Genomic DNA, 18,773 nt, shown 5'->3' with positions numbered 1-18,773 from the left:
CTTTACCGCCGAAGCCAACCGCTTCATCGATGCGCTTTCATCAGAGGATCTTGCAATGACCATCACGCGCCGTCACGTCCTGCTTGGAGCCACCGCTGCCGCTGCGCTCGGTCCGATCGCCGCCCGCGCGCAGACGTCCGAAGTGAAGATCGGCGTCATCTATCCTTTCTCCGGCGCCAGCGCCCAGATCGGCGTCGATGCGCAGCGTGCTTTCGAGACCGCTGCCGAGATCATCAACGGCAAGTATGATTTCGACCTGCCGCTCGCCCGCACCGAGGGCCTGCCGGGGCTCGGCGGCGCCAAGATCAAGCTGGTGTTCGCCGATCACCAGGCCGACCCGCAGAAGGGCCGCGCCGAGGCCGAGCGCTTGATCACGCAGGAGAAGGTGGTTGCCGTCATCGGCTCCTATCAGAGCGCCGTCGCGGTCACCGCGAGCCAGATCTGCGAGCGCTACCAGATCCCGTATCTGTCGGCCGACAACTCCTCGCCGAGCCTGCATCGCCGCGGCCTGAAATACTATTTCCGCGCCGCACCGCATGACGAGATGTTCTCGCAGGCGATGTTCGACTTCTTCGATGCGCTGAAGAAGAAGGGCACCAAGATCGAGACCCTGGCGCTGTTCCACGAGGATACGATCTTCGGCACGGATTCGAGCAACGCCCAGCTCAAGCTCGCCAACGAGCGCGGCTACAAGATCGTCGCCGACATCAAGTACCGCGCCAATTCGCCGTCGCTGTCGGCGGAGGTCCAGCAGCTCAAGGCCGCCAACGCCGACGTGCTGATGCCGTCGAGCTACACCACCGACGGCATCCTGCTGGTCAAGACCATGGCCGAGCTCGGCTACAAGCCGAACGCGATCGTGGCGCAGGACGCAGGCTTCTCCGAGAAGGCGCTGTATGACGCGGTCGGCGACAAGCTCGAAGGCGTGATCTCGCGCGGCTCGTTCTCGCTCGACCTCGCCGCCAAGCGGCCGATGGTCGGCAAGATCAACGACATGTTCAAGGCCAAGTCGGGCAAGGACTTCAACGACTACTCGTCGCGCCAGTTCATGGGCCTGATCGTGATGGCCGACGCCATCAACCGCGCCAAGTCGACCGACGGCGAGAAGATCCGCGACGCGCTCGCCGCGACCGACATGCCGGGCGATCAGACCATCATGCCCTGGAAGCGGGTGAAGTTCGACGAGAGCGGCCAGAACAACGATGCCGATCCGGTGCTGCTGCAATATGTCGGCGGCAAGTTCGTCACGATCTTCCCGACCCAGGCCGCGGTGGCGGAAGCCAGCTGGCCGATGAAGTAACAATTTCAGAGGGCGATGGGCGGCGTTCTTATCGATCCATGACGGAGCATCGGCTTTGCTCCGTCATTGCGAGGAGCGCAGCGACGAAGCAATCCAGGAGCCTAACAGAAGGTCTGGATTGCCTCGCTTCGCTCGCAATGACGGGGGAGCAATTGCAGTGACAGCAGAAACGATCATCCAAAGTCTCGCCAGCGGCCTCCTGATGGGCCTGCTCTACGGCCTGATCGCCGTGGGGCTTGCGCTCATCTTCGGCCTGATGGACGTCGTGAACTTCGCCCATGGCGAGTTCCTGATGATCGCGATGTATGCGAGCTTCTTCCTGTTCGCCTACTTCGCACTCGACCCGTTGCTGTCGGCGCCATTGGTGGCGGCTGCGTTGTTCGTGTTCGGCGCGGTGGTCTATCTGCTGGTCGTCCGATTTGCGGTCAGGGCCAAGGCCAATACCGGCATGGTGCAGATCTTCTCCACCTTCGGCCTCGCGGTGCTGATGCGCGGCGTCGCGCAGTATTTCTTCACGCCGGACTATCGCAGCATCCCGCACTCCTGGCTGGGCGGCAAGACGATCTCGATCGGCGGCATCTATCTGCCGCAGCCGCAGCTGGTCGGCGCGCTGATCGCGATCGCGGCCTTCGCCGGGCTGTATTTCTTCATCCACCGCACCGATTTCGGCCGTGCGCTGGAGGCGACGCGTGAGGATGCCGGTGCGGTGGCGCTGGTCGGCATCGACAAGAACAAGGTGTTCGCGCTCGGTTGGGGTCTCGGCGCTGCGCTGGTCGGCCTCGCCGGTGCCGTCATGTCGATCTTCTTCTACGTCTTCCCGGACGTCGGCGCCTCGTTCGCCACCATCGCCTACGTCACGGTGGCGCTCGGCGGCTTCGGCAGTGTGTTCGGCGCCTTTGCCGGCGGCATCGTCGTCGGTCTCGTCGAAGCCACCACCACACTCATCCTGCCGCCGTCATTGAAGACCGTCGGCATCTACGGCGTCTATCTCCTCGTCGTCTTCATCCGCCCGCGCGGCCTGTTCGGATCGATCTGATGGACCAGGCATTCATTCAACGTCGCCGGCGCGACCTCGTCATCGCCGCCTTCCTTGCGGCCATCGCTGCTGCCGTGCCGCTGTTCGTCAAGGACGTCTATGTCCAGAACATCATGGTGCTGACCCTGATGTATGCGGCGCTGTCGCAGAGCTGGAACATCCTGTCCGGTTATTGTGGTCAGATCTCGCTCGGACACGCACTGTATTTCGGGCTCGGCGCCTACACCACCGCGATCCTGTTCACCAAGTTCGGCGTGCTGCCGTGGTTCGGCATGATCGCCGGCGGGCTCATCTCCGCCGTGATTGCGATGGCGCTCGGCTATCCCTGCTTCCGGCTCGGCGGCCATTACTTCGTGATCGCGACCATCGTGATCGCCGAGATCACGCTGCTCCTGTTCCAGAACTGGGATTGGGCCGGGGCCGCGCTCGGCATCGACATTCCGGTGCGGCACGACTCCTGGCTGACCTTCCAGTTCACCCGTTCGAAGCTGCCATACTTCTACTTTGCGCTCACGCTTGCCTGCGTCGCCTGGTTCGTCACCTGGCGGCTGGAGGATTCCAAGTGGGGCTATTGGTGGCGCGCGGTGAAGGACAATCCCGTCGCCGCCGAAAGCCTCGGCGTCGACGTGTTCAACTCCAAGATGGGCGCCGCGGCCGTCTCCGCCTTCCTGGTCGCGATCGGCGGCAGCTTCTATGCGCAGTTCGTCTCCTACATCGACCCTGAGAGCGTGATGGGCTTCCAGTTCTCGCTCCTCATGGCGCTGCCCGCCGTGCTCGGCGGCATCGGCACCCTCTGGGGCCCGATGCTCGGCGCCGTCATCCTGATCCCGCTGACCGAACTGACGCGCTCCTATATCGGCGGCTCCGGCCGCGGCGTCGATCTGATCGTCTATGGCGGCCTGATCATTGCGATCTCGCTGGCGCGGCCGCAGGGGCTGGTCAGCCTGTTCTCCCGCAAGCGGAAGCCGGCAGCGCAGCCGGTGCGAGAGGCGGTGGCGTCATGACCGCATTGTTGGAAACCCGCAACATCACCCAGCGCTTCTCCGGCTTGACGGCGAACTCCGACGTCTCGATCTCGGTCGGGCGCGGCGAGATCGTCGGCCTGATCGGCCCGAACGGCGCCGGCAAGTCGACCTTGTTCAATTTGATCGCCGGCGCGTTCAAGCCGACCGAAGGCACGATCATCTTCGATGGTGAGGACGTCACGGCGCTGCCGGCCGCCGAGCGCTGCCAGCGCGGCATTGGCCGCACCTTTCAGGTCGTCAAGAGCTTCGAGAGCATGACGGTGATCGAGAACGTCATCGTGGGCGCGCTGGTGCGCACCACCAACATGCGCGATGCCCGGCGCAAGGCGCATGAGGTGCTGGCCTTCTGCGGGCTCGATGCCCGTGCCGACGTGCTGGCGAGCGACCTCGTGCCCTCGGAGAAGCGGCGGCTCGAAGTGGCGCGTGGGCTTGCGACCGAGCCGAAGCTGCTGCTGCTCGACGAGGTCCTGACCGGCCTGACCCCTGTCGAATCCCAGAAGGGTGTCGAGCTCGTGCGCCGCGTGCGCGACACCGGCATCACGGTGCTGATGGTCGAGCATGTCATGGAGATCGTGATGCCGCTGGTCGACCGCGCCATCGTGCTCGACCTCGGCAAGGTGCTGATCGAAGGCAAGCCTGCGGATGTCGTCCGCGATCCCAAAGTCATTTCCGCCTATCTCGGAGACCGCCATGCTGTCGGTGCGTGACGTCACGACCGCCTATCAGGGCCTGGTTGCGATCTCGAACGTTTCGATCGATGTCGAGAAGGGCGAAATCGTCTGCGTTGCTGGCGCCAATGGCGCCGGCAAGTCGACGCTGTTGAAGTCGATCGCCGGAGCCGAGCGGCCGCGGGCGGGCAGCGTGACCTTCGACGGCAACCGCATCGACGGCATGGCGCAGCATCTGATCACCGCGAAGGGTATCGCCTATGTGCCCGAGAACCGCCGGCTGTTTCCGCGGCTCTCGGTGCGCGACAACTTAAGGCTCGGCAGCTATCTCTATCGCAGCGAGCCCAATCGCGAGGAGCCGCTCGACTTCGTGTTCAAGCTGTTTCCGCGGCTGTCGGAGCGGCTCGAGCAGCGCGCCGAGACCTTGTCCGGCGGCGAGCAGCAGATGCTGGCGATCGGCCGCGCGCTGATGACGCGGCCACGCCTTTTGATGCTCGACGAGCCGTCGCAGGGCATCATGCCGAAACTGGTCGACGAGATCTTCCAGGCCGTGAAGCGCATCCGCGACGCCGGCATGACCGTGCTGATCGTGGAGCAGCGCATGGCCGAATGCCTGGAGATCGCGGACCGGGCGTACATCCTGCAGACGGGGCGTGTGCTGATGCAGGGCACGTCAGCGGAGATCAGCGGCAACAAGGACGTGAGAAGGGCGTATCTGGGGCTGTAGTCGGGGCGGACTGCGCTGCCGCTTCCGGCATCATCGCAGCGGAGCGAGGCGATTCAGAGCCTTTTCGCGGCCCCTGGATCGCGTCGCTGCGCTCGCGATGACGGAGTTCGTGGAGGGCGTGATGCCAATCACAACCGTCATTGCGAGCGCAGCGAAGCAATCCAGGAATGCCAGACCCGTAAACGGTCTTGCTGTCGTGCTTTCGCTGGCATCAGATCAAACTATCGTACAAGTCATTCCACTGCGGATTGATCGCCTCGATCAGAGCCAGTTTCTTGTTTCGGCTGCCCGCCTTGATCTGCTTCTCGCGTTCGATCGCAGCCATCATCGTCTCATGGACTTACCAGACGAGAAACTTGCATCCGTACTTCTTGGTAAATCCGGGTACGATTCCCTCACGATGTTGATGGGCGCGTTGAGGCAGATCGCTCGTCACGCCGACATAGAGCGCTCCATTGCGCCTGTTCGCCATGATGTAAACGCATGGTTGTTTCATCGGATCGACTGCGACGTCCAGGGCGACCCGCGTGGAGCGAAGTTATCCAGAGTCTTTTTTGCGGCCCCTGGATCGCTTCGCTGCGCTCGCGATGACGGAGTATGAGGCGCGTTCGGTGCTCACCACAAGCGTCATTGCGAGCGTAGCGAAGCAATCCAGGGATGCTAGCCAATTAGAAGGTCTGGATTACTTCAGCGCAAGACGCGACCTCGAAACAATCGAGGCCGAGTTATGATCCGTCGAGGCCTACAACATGCCCTTGCCGGCATCGGAGCCCTGGCGGCGTTGGCGGGCTTGCAGGACCAGGATGACCGACAGCGCGGCGAAGATCACGACGAACGACACTGCCGATGTCAGCGTGCCTAGCGCGTAGATATCCGGCTTGGTCACCGTCGTGGTCAGGCCCTGCAATTCCAATGGCAGCGTGTTGACCGAGCCGATCGCCTGGCTCGAACGGGCGAGTTCGTCCCAGGACAGGGTGAAGCCGAACAGGCCGATGCCGACCACGGAGGGCAGGATGATCGGCAGCACGACGTGGCGGAAGGTCTGCCAGGGCGTGGCGCCGAGGTCGCGCGCGGCTTCTTCGAGCCGGCCGTCGAAGCGGTTGAAGATCGCGAACATGATCAGGAGGCCGAACGGCAAGGTCCAGGTCAGATGCGCGCCCAAGCCGGAGCTGAACAGGCCCATGGCGGTGGTGTAGCCGTCGGCCAGCCAACCGAGCCCGACATCGGCGCCATGCTTGTTGACGAAGTCGTCGATCAGGCGGAATTCGAGGGCGATGCCGAGCGAGGTGATGATCGACGGCATGATCAGGCTGGCGATCGCCGTGTAGAACAGCATCGTGGCGCCGCGGAACGGTTTGCGGAACGCCATGCCGGCGGCGACCGAGAGCACCACCGTGATCACCATCACGACGAGCCCGAGCGCCAGCGAGCGCTTGAAGGCGGCGCCGATGTCGACGATGCCGCCGCCGGAGAACACCTTGCCGAACCAGGTCAGCGACACGCCGTTCATCGGGAACGTGAGGCCGCCGTCCGGCCCCTGGAACGACAGGATGTAGATCGCGATCATCGGCCCGTACAGGAACAGCACATAGGCCGAAAAGAACAAGGCGAGGATATAGAAGGAGCGCGGGCGCTTGTCTCCCATCGCTAGAGCTCCTTGCGGACGTCGACGATCCGCGTCAGCGCGGAGATGATCAGGACGGTGATGCCGAGCAGGATCACGGCATTGGCGGCGGCAGCGGGGAACTGCAGCGCCGACAGGCGGGACTCGATGATCTTGCCGGCCGAGGCGATCTGCTGGCCGCCCATCACGCCGATGGTGACGAAGTCGCCCATCACGATGGTGATGACGAAGATCGAGCCGATCACGATGCCGGGCTTGGCCAGGGGAATGATGATGTTGACCAGCGTCTGCCAGCCGCTTGCACCGGCATCATAGGCGGCCTCGATCAGCCGCTTGTCGATGCGGATCATGGAATTGAAGATCGGCACCACCATGAAGAATGTGAACAGGTGAACCAGCGCCAGCACCACCGAGAATTCGGAGAACAACAGCCACTCGACCGGCTTGTTGACCACGCCGGCGCCGATCAGGCCCTGGTTGACGAGGCCGTTGCGGCCGAGCAGCGGAATCCAGGCAATCATTCTGATGACGTTGGAGGTCCAGAACGGGATGGTGCACAACAGCGACAGCACGATCTGCCAGGTCTTGCTGCGGACGTGGAAGGCGAGGAAGTAGGCGACCCAGAACCCGATCAGCAGCGTCAGGCCCCAGGTCAACAGGCACAGCTTCAGCGTCTTGAGATAGGTCTTCAGGATCGTGCACAGCTCGGGCAGGTTGGCGACGCAGCCCTCGAACGTGTCGGTGTAGCCGCGGAAGCTGAACGCCGGGATCATCTCATATTCGTTGTAGTCCCAGACGCTGACGATGACGACGAGCACCAGCGGCAGCAGGAAGAACAGCGCGAACACCAGCATCATCGGACCGGCCTGCAGCCAGGCGATCGAACGCACGGCGATCTTGCGTAGGCCGCTCGCCGCCGGCGCCAGGGTGTCAGGCGTATTGTCGATCGTCACGGCCACGGGAAAGACCTGTCCTCCGGTGCGAATGGCTGGGGCGGCGGGGATAAGGGCTGCCGCGCCCACGACGTCACGGGCGCGGCAGCAATGGCGGTCACATCAGGCGGCGATGAACTCGTTCCACTTGCGCACCATGTAGTCGTTCTCGTCCATCACGGCGTTCCAGCAGACGACGCCGCCCATGCGGTCGTCGTAGGAGCCGCCGTCGCGCACCGCGCCGGCCTTCTCCATCAGGGTGCCGTCCGGCGCCTTGATGTCGCTCTTCGCCGGCTTGCCTTCCATCCAGTAGCCCCACTCGTCCTCGGTCATGTTGGCCTTGGCGGTGGAGAGCACGGCCGAGTAGTAGCCTTGGCGGTTCAGATAGGCGCCGGCCCAGCCGGACAGGTACCAGTTGACGAACTCATAGGCCCAGTCGAGCTTCGGGCTGCCGCCCACCGCCTTCGAGACGCAGAAGCCGGACGCCCAGGAGCGATAGCCTTCCTTGAGCGGCTGGAAGGTGCAGGCGATGCCCATCGAGCGCACCTTGGTGACGGCCGGCGACCACATCGACTGGATCACCGTCTCGCCCGAGGCCATCAGGTTGACGGACTCGTTGAAGTCCTTCCAGAACGCGCGGAACTGGCCGGCCTTCTTGGCCTCGGTCAGCACCTTCATGGTCAGGTCGATCTCGGCCTTGGTCATGTTGCCCTTGTCGGCATATTTGTACTGGCCGGTGGCTTCGACGACGAGGGCGGCGTCCATGATGCCGATCGAGGGAATGTTGAGGATCGAGGCCTTGCCCTTGAATTCGGGGTTGAGCAGCTCGGCCCAGGATGAGATCGGGCGCTTGATCAGGTCGGGACGGATGCCGAGCGTGTCGGCGTTGTACACGGTCGGGATCAGGGTCACATACTCGGTCGGCGTCGCCGAGAAGGTCTTGGAGTTAGCGCCCTCGAGATAGAGCACCTTCCACGGTGCCGTGCCCTGGCCACCGATCTTCTTGCCGTTCGGCAGCTCGCCCTTGGTGAAGACCGGCGTGATGTTGTCGAATTCCTTGATCTTGCGTGCATCGAGCGGGAAGATGTTGCCCGACGGCACCAGCTTCTTCAGCGAGAAATATTCGGTGTCGAGCACGTCGAAGGAGTTCGGCTGGGTGATGACGCGCTTGGTGACGTCGTCGGTGGTCGCCGTGATGTATTCGATCTTGATGCCGGTGTCGGCGAGGCACTTCTTGGAGATCTCGTCGCCCTCGTTCACGGCGGTGCCGAGATAGCGCAGCACCTTGGCATCGGCGGCGTGGACATAGGGCGCGCTGAGCAGCGTGCCCGAGCCGGCCGCGAAGCCGGCGACGCCGGCCGCGCCCTTGAGCAGCGTGCGGCGGCTGATGGTGGTCTTCTTCGATCGATCAGTCATGATCATCTCCTTGAGGACAAAACGAGCAGACGAAAATCAGGCGACCAGCTCCGCAGCCGGCGCGGCTGCGGCGGCAGGGCGGGGCGTCAGCGCATCGGCGAGCGCCGGATTCCAGGTCAGGACGACGCGCTCGCCGATATTGTGGGTCTCGGCATCGAACTGATCGTCGCTGAGCTGGGCCGAGACCTCCGGGCCGCCGTCGGTCGCCACCGCGACCAGCACATACGTGCCCTGGTATTCGATCTTGCTGATGGTGCCCGGCACCGCCGGCCCGTCGATCGCAGCATTCGGCGCCTTCAGCTGGATGCGGTCGACCCGCACGGCAAAGGTCTCGCCGTTCACAGGAATCACGTTATGGCCGCCGATGAAGCGTGCTGCGAATTCGGTGCGCGGATGGTTGAAGATCTCGCGCGGGCTGCCCTGCTGCTCGATGCGGCCGCCATTCATCAGCACCACGAGGTCGGACAGCGCCATGGCCTCGTCCTGGCCATGCGTGACGTGGACGAAGGTGAGGCCGAGCTCTCGCTGCAGCCGCTTCAACTCGGCGCGCATGCGCAAGCGCAGGAACGGATCGAGCGCCGACAGCGGCTCGTCGAGCAGCAGGATCTGCGGCGAGGTGATCAGCGCCCGCGCCAGCGCCACGCGCTGCTGCTGGCCGCCGGAGAGCTGCGCTGGTAGGCGGCCGGCATAGCTCTGCATGTCCACCAGATCGAGCAACTCGCGCGCCTTGGCGTGGCGCTCGGGCTTGGACACGCCTTTCATCTTCAACGCAAACGCGACGTTGTCGATGACCGAGAGATGCGGAAACAGCGCGTAGGACTGGAACATCATCGCCGTGCCGCGCCCGGCCGGCGGCAGCTCGGTGACGTTGCGCGCGCCGACGATGATGTCGCCCGATGTCGCGGACTCATGGCCTGCGATCATGCGCAGGGTGGAGGTCTTGCCACAGCCGGACGGACCGAGCAGGCAGCAATAGGAGCCGGCGGGAATCCGCAGATCGATCGCGTCGACGGCGGTGACGTGACCGTACATTTTCGTCACCTTCACCAGTTCCAAGCTCGCGCCCGCCGCCATCCGCCCTCCGTCGTCCTGTCCTGTGTCGGTCATGATCGCAGCCCGCGCCGCGGCGCGCCGGCGGTCCGACCCGTCACATGTCTGCAACGGGTATGCCAAGGATCGGCATGCGGTCGGCGCGGTGCGCGAAGATTGCGCGTTGGGTGAAATGCGCATGCAATGATGGACAGGGCAGTCCCCGGTCCTGGCGGCGGCCCGCTCAGATCTGGCGCCAATCCGGGCAAACAGCCGCGCCCACGCCGATGTGGAGGCATTTTGCCTGTCCTTTCCCTGCTTCGGCGTGCTGAACGGGTGAGGTCGCAATCGACGGTGGACGAGCTGGGTGCATCATCGCGCCGCACCAGCGCGGCGCTGTCGGTGCTTTCCTCGTCGTTCAGTCCGTCCCTGATTGCGGTCGCAGCCGTGCCTTGCCTCAATATTAGGCATCGTTGCCGTCCACACGCAAGGCAGCTTGATGAGCGACAAGGCGGCGCAGCGTCCGCCGCGTGCAGGGAAGCTTGGCCGCAAGCTAGACCCGTCGTGCCCACGATCTGGCCTGCGCGGCGGCCACCAGCATGCGCTCGGCGATGCCGCGCAGCTCGCTGACCGCGATCGGATCGGAGGCGGCGAACGCGTCATAGGAGTCGGTTGCGGTCGGAAACCAGCGATAGAAGCGGGCCTCCTCGTAGAGCACCCGGACGGCGGCATCGATCTCGGCTGGTGTCGTTGCGAAATAGTGCATGCCCATCCATCCGCCGGTGGGATCAGTGATGATCGCTGTGATCGGGCAGGGTGAGGCCGAAGACCTTGACCAGATCGTCCACCTGCTGCGGCGACAGATGCCGCGGGTTGAGCCCGCGCAGCAGCAGATACAGCTTTGCGGTCTCCTCGAGCTCCTCCATCGCGAACACGGCGGCCTCCAGCGTGTCACCGGACACGACGGGCCCGTGATTGGCCAGCAGCACCGAGGCGTATTTTCCGGCCAGCCCCTTGATCGCATCGGCGACTGCGGGATCGCCCGGCCGATGATAGGGCACCAGCGCGGTCTGGCCGCAGCGCATCAAATAATAAGGTGTCAGCGGCGGCAGCGCCATCAGCGGATCGATCTCCGGCAGCATCGAGATCGCGACCGAATGGGTCGAGTGCAGATGCACCACCGCGCGCGCCGCATCGCGGGTCTGGTACAGCGCCGTGTGCAGCGGCACCTCCTTGGTCGGCGCATCGCCCGAGACCAGCGTGCCCTGGGCATCGAGCCGCGACAGCCTGGCCGGATCGAGGAAGCCGAGCGAGGCGTTGGTCGGCGTCACCAGCCAGCCGCCGTCGTCGAGCCGCACGCTGATGTTGCCGGACGAGCCCGGCGTCAGTCCGCGCTCGAACAGCGAGCGGCCGAACCGGCAGATGGCTTCGCGAATCGCAGTGTCCGCCACGGGTCTTTCCTCGCACGTCGCTGTTTTGCCGCTTTGTCTCACGCTTTGGCAACGCGGCCAAGCCGTGATACCCAGGCCATAGTCCGGGCCAACCGGACGCCATCGGGAAACGCTTCAGGGATCTGCCGCATGCCGTCGCCATCGCAATTGAAAGTCGCCGTGATCGGGCTTGGCTCGATGGGATTCGGCATGGCGACCTCGCTCAAGCGCGCAGGGTTCGAGGTGACCGGATGCGACGTCTCGGCCGATAGCGTGGCGCGTTTCGTGGCCGATGGCGGCAAGGGGGCAAACAGCCCTGCCGAGGCGGCCCGAGAGGCCGACATCGTGGTCAGCGTCGTCGTCAATGCGGCGCAGACGGAAGCCATTCTTTTTGGTCCCGGCGGCGCGGCTGAGACCATGCCGAAGGAGGCCGTGTTCGTCTCCTCCGCGACCATGGATCCCGACGTGGCGCGCCGCCTGGCCAAGCAGCTCGAAGCCACCGGCCGGCACTATCTCGACGCGCCGATCTCCGGCGGTGCGCAGCGCGCAGCACAGGGCGAGCTGACCATTCTCGCCTCGGGCAGCCCGGCTGCGTTTGCCAAGGCGCGTCCGGCGCTGGATGCGATGGCGGCCAAGCTCTACGAGCTCGGCGATGCGGCCGGCGAGGGCGCCGCGTTCAAGATGATCAACCAGCTGCTCGCCGGCGTGCACATCGCGGCCGCGAGCGAAGCCATCGCCTTCGCCGCCAAGCAGGGGCTCGACATCCGCAAGGTCTATGAGGTCATCACCGCGTCGGCCGGCAATTCCTGGATGTTCGAGAACCGCATGCCGCATGTGCTCGACGGCGACTACACGCCGCGCAGCGCAGTCGAGATCTTCGTCAAGGACCTCGGCATCATCCAGGACATGGCGCGCAGCCACCGCTTTCCGGTGCCGGTCTCGGCCGCAGCGCTGCAGATGTTCCTGATGACATCGGCCGCCGGGATGGGGCGTGACGACGACGCGTCGGTAGCGCGGATGTATGCGCAGGTCACCGGCACGAAATTGCCGGACTCCTCCAAGTAACAAGACGACGAGTTCTCACGCCATGCCCCGCTTTGCCGCCAATCTCTCGATGATGTTCACAGAGCATCCGTTCCTCGACCGCTTTGCGGCCGCCGCCAAGGCCGGCTTCACCGCGGTGGAATTCCTGTTTCCCTATGATCATCCGGCCGAGGAAGTCGGCAGGCGGCTTGATGACAACGGCCTCATCCAGGCGCTGTTCAACCTGCCGCCCGGCAATTGGGACGCTGGGGAGAAGGGCTTTGCGGCGCTGCCGGAGCGGTTCGACGATCTCAAGGCGAGCCTGAAGACGGCGCTGCCTTTTGCCAAGGCCACCGGTGTGAAACGGCTGCATCTGATGGCGGGCATCGCCGATCGCCATGATGCGAAAGCAGTGGAGGCCTATTATAAGTCGGTGGCCTGGGCGGCGGAGTTCTTTGCGCCGCATGGTCTCGACGTCGTGATCGAGCCGATCAATCCGCGCAACGTGCCGGGATACTTCCTCAATGATTTCGGCTTCGCCCGCGATCTGATCCGCGAACTCAAGATTCCGAACCTGAAGCTGCAGTTCGACATCTATCACTGCCAGATCATCCATGGCGACGTCACGATGCGGCTGCGCGAGATGAGCGACATCACCGGACACGTCCAGATCGCCAGCATCCCCTCGCGCAACGAGCCTGACGGCGAGGAACTGAACTATCCGTTCCTGTTCGAAGAGCTCGATCGGCTCGGCTATGGCGGCTTCGTCGGCTGCGAGTACAATCCGCGCGGCCGCACCGAGAACGGGCTCGGCTGGTTCGCACCTTACAAGGGAGTGAAGCCGTGACCCTGAAGCTCGGCTGCATCGCCGACGACTACACCGGCGCCTCCGACCTCGCCAACACCCTGACCCGCGCCGGCCTGCGCACGGTGCAGACGATCGGCGTGCCCGCCGCGGATCTCGCGCTGCCTGAGGTCGATGCCGTCGTGGTGTCGCTGAAGAGCCGCTCGATCGAGGCTTCGCTCGCGGTCACTCGTTCGCGCGAGGCCGACAAATGGCTGCGCGCGCGCGGCGCGCGCCATGTCTTGTTCAAGATCTGCTCGACCTTCGATTCGACCGATGCCGGCAACATCGGCCCGGTCATGGACGCGCTCGCCGGCGATGCTGGCGACGCGATCGTGCTGGTGACCCCGGCCTTCCCGGAAACGAAGCGGACCGTCTATCAGGGCAATCTGTTCGTCGGCGCCGTGCCGCTCAATGAAAGTCCGCTGAAGGATCATCCGCTCAACCCGATGCACGATGCCAATCTGGTCCGCGTGCTGGCGCGCCAGAGCCATAGGAAGATCGGGCTCGTCGATCTCGCCACGGTCGTGCATGGCCCAGAGGCGATCGGCCACCGGCTGCAAGAGCTGGCCGGGCAGGGCACTGGTGCTGCCATCGTCGATGCCGTGTTCGATGCCGATCTGACCGCGATCGGTGCGGCTGCCCTGAAGAGCCGCGTCTCGGTCGGCGCCTCCGGCATCGGGCTCGGGCTGGCGCGCGCGCTGGTCGAGGCCGGTCATGTGCACTCCCACGCCTTCGCGCATCATGCCGACGCGCCGGTTGGCGGGGCGGCCGCCTGCCTCGCCGGCAGCTGCTCGCAGGCGACCCTGCAGCAGATCGCGGAGGCGGAGCGCGTCATGCCGGTGCTGCGGCTCGACGCCGAGGCTCTGCTCGGCGGTCGCGATGAGACCCAGCGCGCGCTCGGCTGGGCGCTCGAGCGTCTGGCCCAGGGACCGGTGCTGATCGCGTCCAGCGCCACGCCGGATCAGGTCGGCGTGCTGCAGGCGAGGCACGGCAGAGAGGCCGCGGGGCATGCCGTCGAGCAGGCGATGGCCGATGTTGCGGAGGGATTGATCCGGGCCGGCGTCCGGCGACTGATTGTCGCGGGGGGCGAGACGTCCGGGGCGGTCGTCGACCGCTTGACGATCCCGGGCTTCCTGGTCGGTCCGGAGATTGCGGCCGGCGTACCCGTGCTGCGCGCGATCGGCGCAGGCGGCGGGATGCTGCTGGCGCTGAAATCCGGCAATTTCGGCGGGCCACAATTCTTTGCCGATGCGCTGGAGCTGATGCGGTAGCAGCGCTTCAGCCTGCTGCGTGAATGCGTTCCGGATTTCGGAACGCCCCGCACGCCGCCCGATTCCGAATGCATCATCTGCATAGTTTGTGAGCCGCGGCGGCACGGCTGTGCTGCCATAATCGCCGAGACGCACACCGAAAAAGCAGAAGTTTTTCGCGTGTATTGCGCGATGACTCCCGTAAATTAACGGTCTCTAGGGACCTCACCGCTATACCTCCTACACGGACCGTCGCGTGACGCGTCCTTCTGTGGGTGGGGCAATGAAACTGAATCGGATCGGCTACAAACTCGGGCTTGCTGGCGCTATCGGCGCATCTCTCGCGGTCGGCATGATCGCCAACCAGATGATGGCGGAGAGAGCAGTCAGCCAGGCAAACCAGCAGGCCGAGCGCGCGCGGCGCGTGGTCGAGAGCGTCCTGTCGGCAAGCATCAGCATGCAGCAGACCCAGCTCGGCGGCCGCTCGGCGCGGCTGGCGCGGGCGCCGGCCGAGGCAGAGAAGGCCGCCGCCGACATTCAGCAGTTCTCGACCGCGATGGTGACCGACATCGACGCCGCGCTCGCCAACGTATCGACCGCCGACAATCGCGCCCGGCTGACCCGGATCAAGGAGCTGATGACAAGCTATGCCACGGGAGCAGTCGATCTCGCCGAGGCGCAGAAGAAGTTGCTGACGCAGATCGAGAAGCGCAGCGCCGTCTCTAACGATTGGAACACCAGCCTGAAGGCGCTGCTCGCCTCGCCGTCGCTGCCGAACCTCGCCTTCCGCGAGCGCGTCGAGCGCCAGCTTCACGCCGCCGATGCCAAGTTGAACTACATGCGGTCGCAGGCCTGGCGGTTCGGCATGACTGGCGATGCCGCGACCATCCTGACCGTGAAGCAGACGGTGCCGGGGCTGAAGAGCTCGCTGACCGACGCCCGCATGCTCGCCGACGATCGCGAGATCCAGGCCACGATCACCAAGCTCAATGGCCTCGCGTCGGACTTCGTCGCCGCGAACGACGAGGTGGTGAAGACCGAGGGGATCAAGGAAGCCGTGCTGCGCGACCGCACGCTCATCTATCTCGGCGAGGCCGGCGAGCTGATGTCCTCTGCGATTCAGGACGCGCGCGCGCGCAACGCGAGCGCTCGGTTCGAAGCCGACCAGGTCGCCGCGCAGGCGAGCTATATCACGCTGTTCGTCGGACTGGCGGTTTTGTTGTCGGTGATCGGTTCGGTCGTGTTCTCGTTCCTGGGCATCGCGCGGCCGTTGACGCGGCTGAACACGGCGCTCGGCGACATGGCGCGCGGCCGTCTCGACATCGTCATTCCCGGCGCATCGCGCGGCGATGAAATCGGCGATCTCGCCAAGACCGTGACCGTCATCCAGAGCAATGCCGAGGAGAAGGCGCGGGCCGAGGCGGAAACCAAGAATGCGCAGGATGCAATGGCCCAACGCCAGCGCAAGGCCGACATGCAGCGGCTGGCCGAGCAGTTCGAGGCGGCGGTCGGCGAGATCGTCAATACCGTCTCGTCGGCGTCGAGCCAGCTCGAGCAGTCGGCGACCACGCTGACCCAGGCTGCCACGCGTTCGCAGGGCCTGACGACGGCCGTCGCCTCCGCGTCTGAAGAGGCCACCACCAATGTGCAGTCGGTGGCGTCTGCGACCGAGCAGATGGCTTCCTCGGTGACCGAGATCAGCCGTCAGGTGCAGGAATCCGCGCGCATCGCCAATGATGCCGTCGGCCAGGCCCGCACCACGACCGGGCGCGTCAGCGAACTGTCCAAGGCCGCCACCCGCATCGGCGACGTCGTCGAGCTCATCAACACCATTGCGGGCCAGACCAACCTGCTGGCGCTCAATGCCACCATCGAGGCCGCGCGCGCCGGTGACGCCGGCCGCGGCTTCGCCGTGGTCGCCTCCGAGGTCAAGGCGCTGGCGGAGCAGACCGCGAAGGCCACCGGCGAGATCGGCCAGCAGATCTCGAGCATCCAGGTCGCGACCCAGGAGTCCGTCTCCGCCATCAGGGAGATCTCCTCCACGATCGAACGCCTGTCGGAAATCTCGTCGACGATCGCCGCGGCGGTCGAAGAACAGGGCGCGGCAACGCAGGAGATCTCCCGCAACGTGCAGCAGGCGGCACATGGCACGCAGCAGGTCTCGGCCAACATCGCCGACGTCGAGCGCGGCGCTGCGGCAACCGGCTCGGCCTCCACGCAGGTGCTCTCGGCGGCGCAGGCCCTGTCGGGTGACAGCAGCCGCCTGAAGCAGGAGGTCGCGAGCTTCCTGGGCTCGGTGCGGGCGGCGTGAGGCGGGCCCCTGGCAGCACCATCCCAGTGTTGATCTGACTGAAGGCCGGGGCATCGACCCCGGCCTTGGCGCGAGAGGGATCGACGAAACGGGAGCCGCGGCGTTCTCCAAAGTTCAGCTTTGCCAACGGGCCGCCGCGCAGGCCAGGCGGTGCCGCGTTAAAGGGCAGCGAATCCGTACTACTACGGTGTGCGATTTTAACGCGGTTCCATGATCGGTTTCGCAAAATGCAAGCTCTGCTTAACCATCAAGTCGGTTAGCGCACTCGCCGGTCCTGGCCGAAGGGCGCCGATCCCAGGGGATACTTTCATGTTCGCCAGCATGTCCATTCGCGCGAAGATCATTTCGGTCGTCGCGCTGCTTCTTGTCGCTCTTACCGCCATGGGCCTGCTCGCGGTCTCGAGCATGCGCACAATGAATGCCAACACCGTCGACATCACGACCAACTGGCTGCCGAGCGTGCGCGTTCTTGGTGACCTCCGGGCCGCGACGATCACCTATCGCAACGTGATCCGCGAGCACATGCTAGCGGAGACGCTCGACGACAAGATGGCACAGGAGAAGACGGCAGCAACCACGAACGACGTCGTCAACAAGACGATCAAGCTCTACGAGCCGATGATCTCTTCGGCCGAGGAGCGGGCGATCTATCAGGACTGGAAGACCACCTGGGACAGATATCTGGCGGGCACCGAAAAGGTGATGGAGCTGTCGCGCAAGGCGGCCGGCCAGATCCCGCACGACGCGCACGAGCTGAACCAGAACACCGTCAACAAGATCGGGCTGCAGGCCGACGAGTTCCTGAGGAAGGATATCGACCTCAACAACAGCGGTGCGGACAAGGCATCGGCCGATGCGGCTTCGACCTATTCGACGTCCTTTGCCACGCTCGCCGTGATCGTTGGCGTGATGCTGATGATCGGCGCGCTTGTCAGCTACCTCATGGTGCGGAGTGTCTCGCAGGGGATCACGTCGATCGTGGAGCCGATGCAGGCCCTCGGCGAGGGCGATCTCTCCGCCGAGATTCCGCATCGGGGCGAGAAGACCGAGATGGGCGCGATGGCCAATGCGCTGCAGATCTTCAAGGACGCATTGATCGCCAAGAAGGCGGCCGACGAGGCGGCAGCCAAGGACGCCGAAGCGAAGATCGAGCGCGGCCGCCGGGTCGACGCCGTCACGCGTGAGTTCGAGGCCGTCGTCGGCGACATCGTCAACACCGTGTTCTCCGCATCGAGCCAGCTGGAGGCCTCGGCCGGCACACTGACGTCGACGGCCGACCGCTCGCAACGGTTGGCCACGACGGTCGCCTCCGCCTCGGAGGAAGCCTCGACCAACGTGCAGTCGGTCGCCTCTGCCACGGAAGAGCTGTCGTCATCGGTGACCGAGATCAGCCGCCAGGTGCAGGAGTCGGCGCGCATGGCGAGCGAGGCGGTCACCCAGGCGCGCACCACCAACGATCAGGTGGGTGAGCTGTCCAAGGCCGCGGCCCGCATCGGCGACGTCGTCGAGCTGATCAATACCATCGCCGGCCAGACCAATCTGCTCGCGCTCAACGCCACCATCGAGGCGGCGCGCGCCGGCGAAGCGGGCAAGGGCTTCGCCGTCGTCGCCACCGAAGTCAAGGCGCTGGCCGAACAGACCTCCAAGGCGACCGGCGAGATCGGCCAGCAGATCTCCGGCATCCAGGCGGCGACACAGGAATCGGTGAACGCGATCCGGACCATCTCGGGCACGATCGAACGGCTGTCCGAGATCGCCTCCGCCATCGCCGCGGCCGTGGAGGAGCAGGGCGCGGCAACCCAGGAAATCTCGCGCAACGTGCAGCAGGCGGCGCAGGGCACCCAGCAGGTCTCGGCCAACATCGCCGACGTGCAGCGCGGCGCAAGCGAGACCGGATCGGCGTCGTCCCTGGTCCTGACGGCGGCCAAATCATTGTCGACCGACAGCAACCGTCTGAAGACCGAGGTCAGCCGTTTCCTGGAGACCGTCCGCGCCGCCTAGCTGTTGCGAGAGTTCGGCGTCCTCGATCGCGATCGGGAGCGGGATCATCAGTCAGCCGCAGGCCGCAGGGCCTGCGGCCTTTTCGTCCCAGCGCCACTTCGCCCGAGACGACTCCGTCGCGGGCGCGAGAGACAGGGATCGGGACCCGTCCGAT

At 65.1% G+C, this 18,773-nt stretch carries 16 protein-coding genes and 1 pseudogene; 10 read left to right on the top strand and 7 right to left on the bottom strand.

Features of this window, described 5'->3' with window-relative positions; translation table 11 throughout:
• The first annotated feature begins 55 nt into the window (after positions 1-55).
• The 5 genes from S58_RS24860 (at position 56) to S58_RS24840 (ending at position 4,756) form a co-directional block, all read left to right on the top strand.
• Positions 56-1,300, top strand: coding sequence for an ABC transporter substrate-binding protein (locus tag S58_RS24860; RefSeq protein ID WP_015668141.1), 1,245 nt, complete (start codon positions 56-58; stop codon positions 1,298-1,300).
• Positions 1,301-1,457: 157 nt separating this feature from the next.
• Positions 1,458-2,336: a branched-chain amino acid ABC transporter permease gene (locus S58_RS24855; RefSeq protein WP_015668140.1), complete on the top strand. Its 879-nt coding sequence runs from the start codon at positions 1,458-1,460 to the stop codon at positions 2,334-2,336.
• Positions 2,336-3,340, top strand: coding sequence for a branched-chain amino acid ABC transporter permease (locus S58_RS24850; protein WP_015668139.1), 1,005 nt, complete (start codon positions 2,336-2,338; stop codon positions 3,338-3,340). The genes S58_RS24855 and S58_RS24850 overlap by 1 nt, the downstream gene beginning before the upstream one ends.
• Positions 3,337-4,068 carry an ABC transporter ATP-binding protein gene (locus S58_RS24845; protein ID WP_015668138.1) on the top strand — a complete coding sequence of 244 codons (732 nt, stop codon included), beginning with the start codon at positions 3,337-3,339 and terminating at the stop codon, positions 4,066-4,068. The genes S58_RS24850 and S58_RS24845 overlap by 4 nt, the downstream gene beginning before the upstream one ends.
• Positions 4,052-4,756 (top strand): ABC transporter ATP-binding protein, encoded by a 705-nt coding sequence (locus S58_RS24840; protein WP_015668137.1) that lies wholly within the window; start codon positions 4,052-4,054, stop codon positions 4,754-4,756. Before S58_RS24845 ends, S58_RS24840 begins: the two co-directional genes overlap by 17 nt.
• Positions 4,757-4,967: 211 nt before the next feature.
• On the opposite strand, the pseudogene S58_RS24835 reads toward S58_RS24840, so the two are convergent.
• From S58_RS24835 to otnC, 7 genes and pseudogenes are all read right to left on the bottom strand, one after another.
• Positions 4,968-5,252: pseudogene (locus S58_RS24835) on the bottom strand (GIY-YIG nuclease family protein).
• A gap of 246 nt (positions 5,253-5,498) precedes the next feature.
• Positions 5,499-6,401: an ABC transporter permease gene (locus S58_RS24830; RefSeq protein ID WP_015668136.1), complete on the bottom strand. Its 903-nt coding sequence runs from the start codon at positions 6,399-6,401 to the stop codon at positions 5,499-5,501.
• Between the two features lie 2 nt (positions 6,402-6,403).
• A complete protein-coding gene (locus S58_RS24825) occupies positions 6,404-7,306 on the bottom strand; it encodes an ABC transporter permease (RefSeq protein WP_377812141.1) in 903 nt (300 codons plus the stop codon).
• Positions 7,307-7,435: 129 nt separating this feature from the next.
• A complete protein-coding gene (locus tag S58_RS24820; RefSeq protein WP_015668134.1) occupies positions 7,436-8,728 on the bottom strand; it encodes an ABC transporter substrate-binding protein in 1,293 nt (430 codons plus the stop codon).
• 36 nt (positions 8,729-8,764) lie between these two features.
• Entirely contained in the window at positions 8,765-9,802 is a 1,038-nt protein-coding gene (locus tag S58_RS24815; protein WP_015668133.1) for an ABC transporter ATP-binding protein, read from the bottom strand.
• A 508-nt stretch (positions 9,803-10,310) separates the two neighbouring features.
• On the bottom strand, positions 10,311-10,523 hold the full coding sequence (locus S58_RS24810) for a hypothetical protein (RefSeq protein ID WP_042340907.1): 213 nt from the start codon (positions 10,521-10,523) through the stop codon (positions 10,311-10,313).
• Positions 10,524-10,545: 22 nt separating this feature from the next.
• Positions 10,546-11,208 (bottom strand): 3-oxo-tetronate 4-phosphate decarboxylase, encoded by a 663-nt coding sequence (otnC, locus tag S58_RS24805; RefSeq protein ID WP_015668131.1) that lies wholly within the window; start codon positions 11,206-11,208, stop codon positions 10,546-10,548.
• Positions 11,209-11,328: 120 nt separating this feature from the next.
• On the opposite strand from otnC, the gene ltnD reads away from it, so the two are divergent.
• The 5 genes from ltnD to S58_RS24780 all read left to right on the top strand — a co-directional run bounded on the left by ltnD (position 11,329) and on the right by S58_RS24780 (position 18,619).
• Complete coding sequence (ltnD, locus tag S58_RS24800) at positions 11,329-12,252, top strand: L-threonate dehydrogenase (protein ID WP_377812142.1); 924 nt, start codon at positions 11,329-11,331, stop codon at positions 12,250-12,252.
• Positions 12,253-12,274: 22 nt separating this feature from the next.
• Positions 12,275-13,057: a 2-oxo-tetronate isomerase gene (gene otnI / locus S58_RS24795; protein ID WP_015668129.1), complete on the top strand. Its 783-nt coding sequence runs from the start codon at positions 12,275-12,277 to the stop codon at positions 13,055-13,057.
• Positions 13,054-14,328: a 3-oxo-tetronate kinase gene (gene otnK / locus S58_RS24790; RefSeq protein WP_015668128.1), complete on the top strand. Its 1,275-nt coding sequence runs from the start codon at positions 13,054-13,056 to the stop codon at positions 14,326-14,328. Before otnI ends, otnK begins: the two co-directional genes overlap by 4 nt.
• A gap of 262 nt (positions 14,329-14,590) precedes the next feature.
• Positions 14,591-16,618, top strand: a complete 2,028-nt coding sequence (locus tag S58_RS24785) for a methyl-accepting chemotaxis protein (RefSeq protein WP_015668127.1) — start codon at positions 14,591-14,593, stop codon at positions 16,616-16,618.
• 309 nt (positions 16,619-16,927) lie between these two features.
• Positions 16,928-18,619 (top strand): methyl-accepting chemotaxis protein, encoded by a 1,692-nt coding sequence (locus S58_RS24780; protein ID WP_015668126.1) that lies wholly within the window; start codon positions 16,928-16,930, stop codon positions 18,617-18,619.
• Positions 18,620-18,773: the final 154 nt, after the last annotated feature.

Source organism: Bradyrhizobium oligotrophicum S58, from assembly GCF_000344805.1.
GTDB lineage: Bacteria > Pseudomonadota > Alphaproteobacteria > Rhizobiales > Xanthobacteraceae > Bradyrhizobium > Bradyrhizobium oligotrophicum.
The sequence above is the reverse complement of the archived record's forward strand: the minus strand, read 5'-3'. Positions and strand labels throughout refer to the sequence as shown.

Excerpts from the sequence above, each read along its gene's own strand:
- S58_RS24815 (WP_015668133.1), bottom strand. The coding sequence starts at position 9,802 with ATGGCGGCGGGCGCGAGCTTGGAACTGGTGAAGGTGACGAAAATGTAC.
- S58_RS24820 (WP_015668134.1), bottom strand. The coding sequence starts at position 8,728 with ATGACTGATCGATCGAAGAAGACCACCATCAGCCGCCGCACGCTGCTC.
- S58_RS24785 (WP_015668127.1), top strand. The coding sequence starts at position 14,591 with ATGAAACTGAATCGGATCGGCTACAAACTCGGGCTTGCTGGCGCTATC.
- S58_RS24860 (WP_015668141.1), top strand. The coding sequence starts at position 56 with ATGACCATCACGCGCCGTCACGTCCTGCTTGGAGCCACCGCTGCCGCT.
- S58_RS24850 (WP_015668139.1), top strand. The coding sequence starts at position 2,336 with ATGGACCAGGCATTCATTCAACGTCGCCGGCGCGACCTCGTCATCGCC.
- S58_RS24810 (WP_042340907.1), bottom strand. The coding sequence starts at position 10,523 with ATGCACTATTTCGCAACGACACCAGCCGAGATCGATGCCGCCGTCCGG.
- S58_RS24840 (WP_015668137.1), top strand. The coding sequence starts at position 4,052 with ATGCTGTCGGTGCGTGACGTCACGACCGCCTATCAGGGCCTGGTTGCG.
- S58_RS24780 (WP_015668126.1), top strand. The coding sequence starts at position 16,928 with ATGTTCGCCAGCATGTCCATTCGCGCGAAGATCATTTCGGTCGTCGCG.
- otnI (WP_015668129.1), top strand. The coding sequence starts at position 12,275 with ATGCCCCGCTTTGCCGCCAATCTCTCGATGATGTTCACAGAGCATCCG.
- S58_RS24830 (WP_015668136.1), bottom strand. The coding sequence starts at position 6,401 with ATGGGAGACAAGCGCCCGCGCTCCTTCTATATCCTCGCCTTGTTCTTT.
- S58_RS24845 (WP_015668138.1), top strand. The coding sequence starts at position 3,337 with ATGACCGCATTGTTGGAAACCCGCAACATCACCCAGCGCTTCTCCGGC.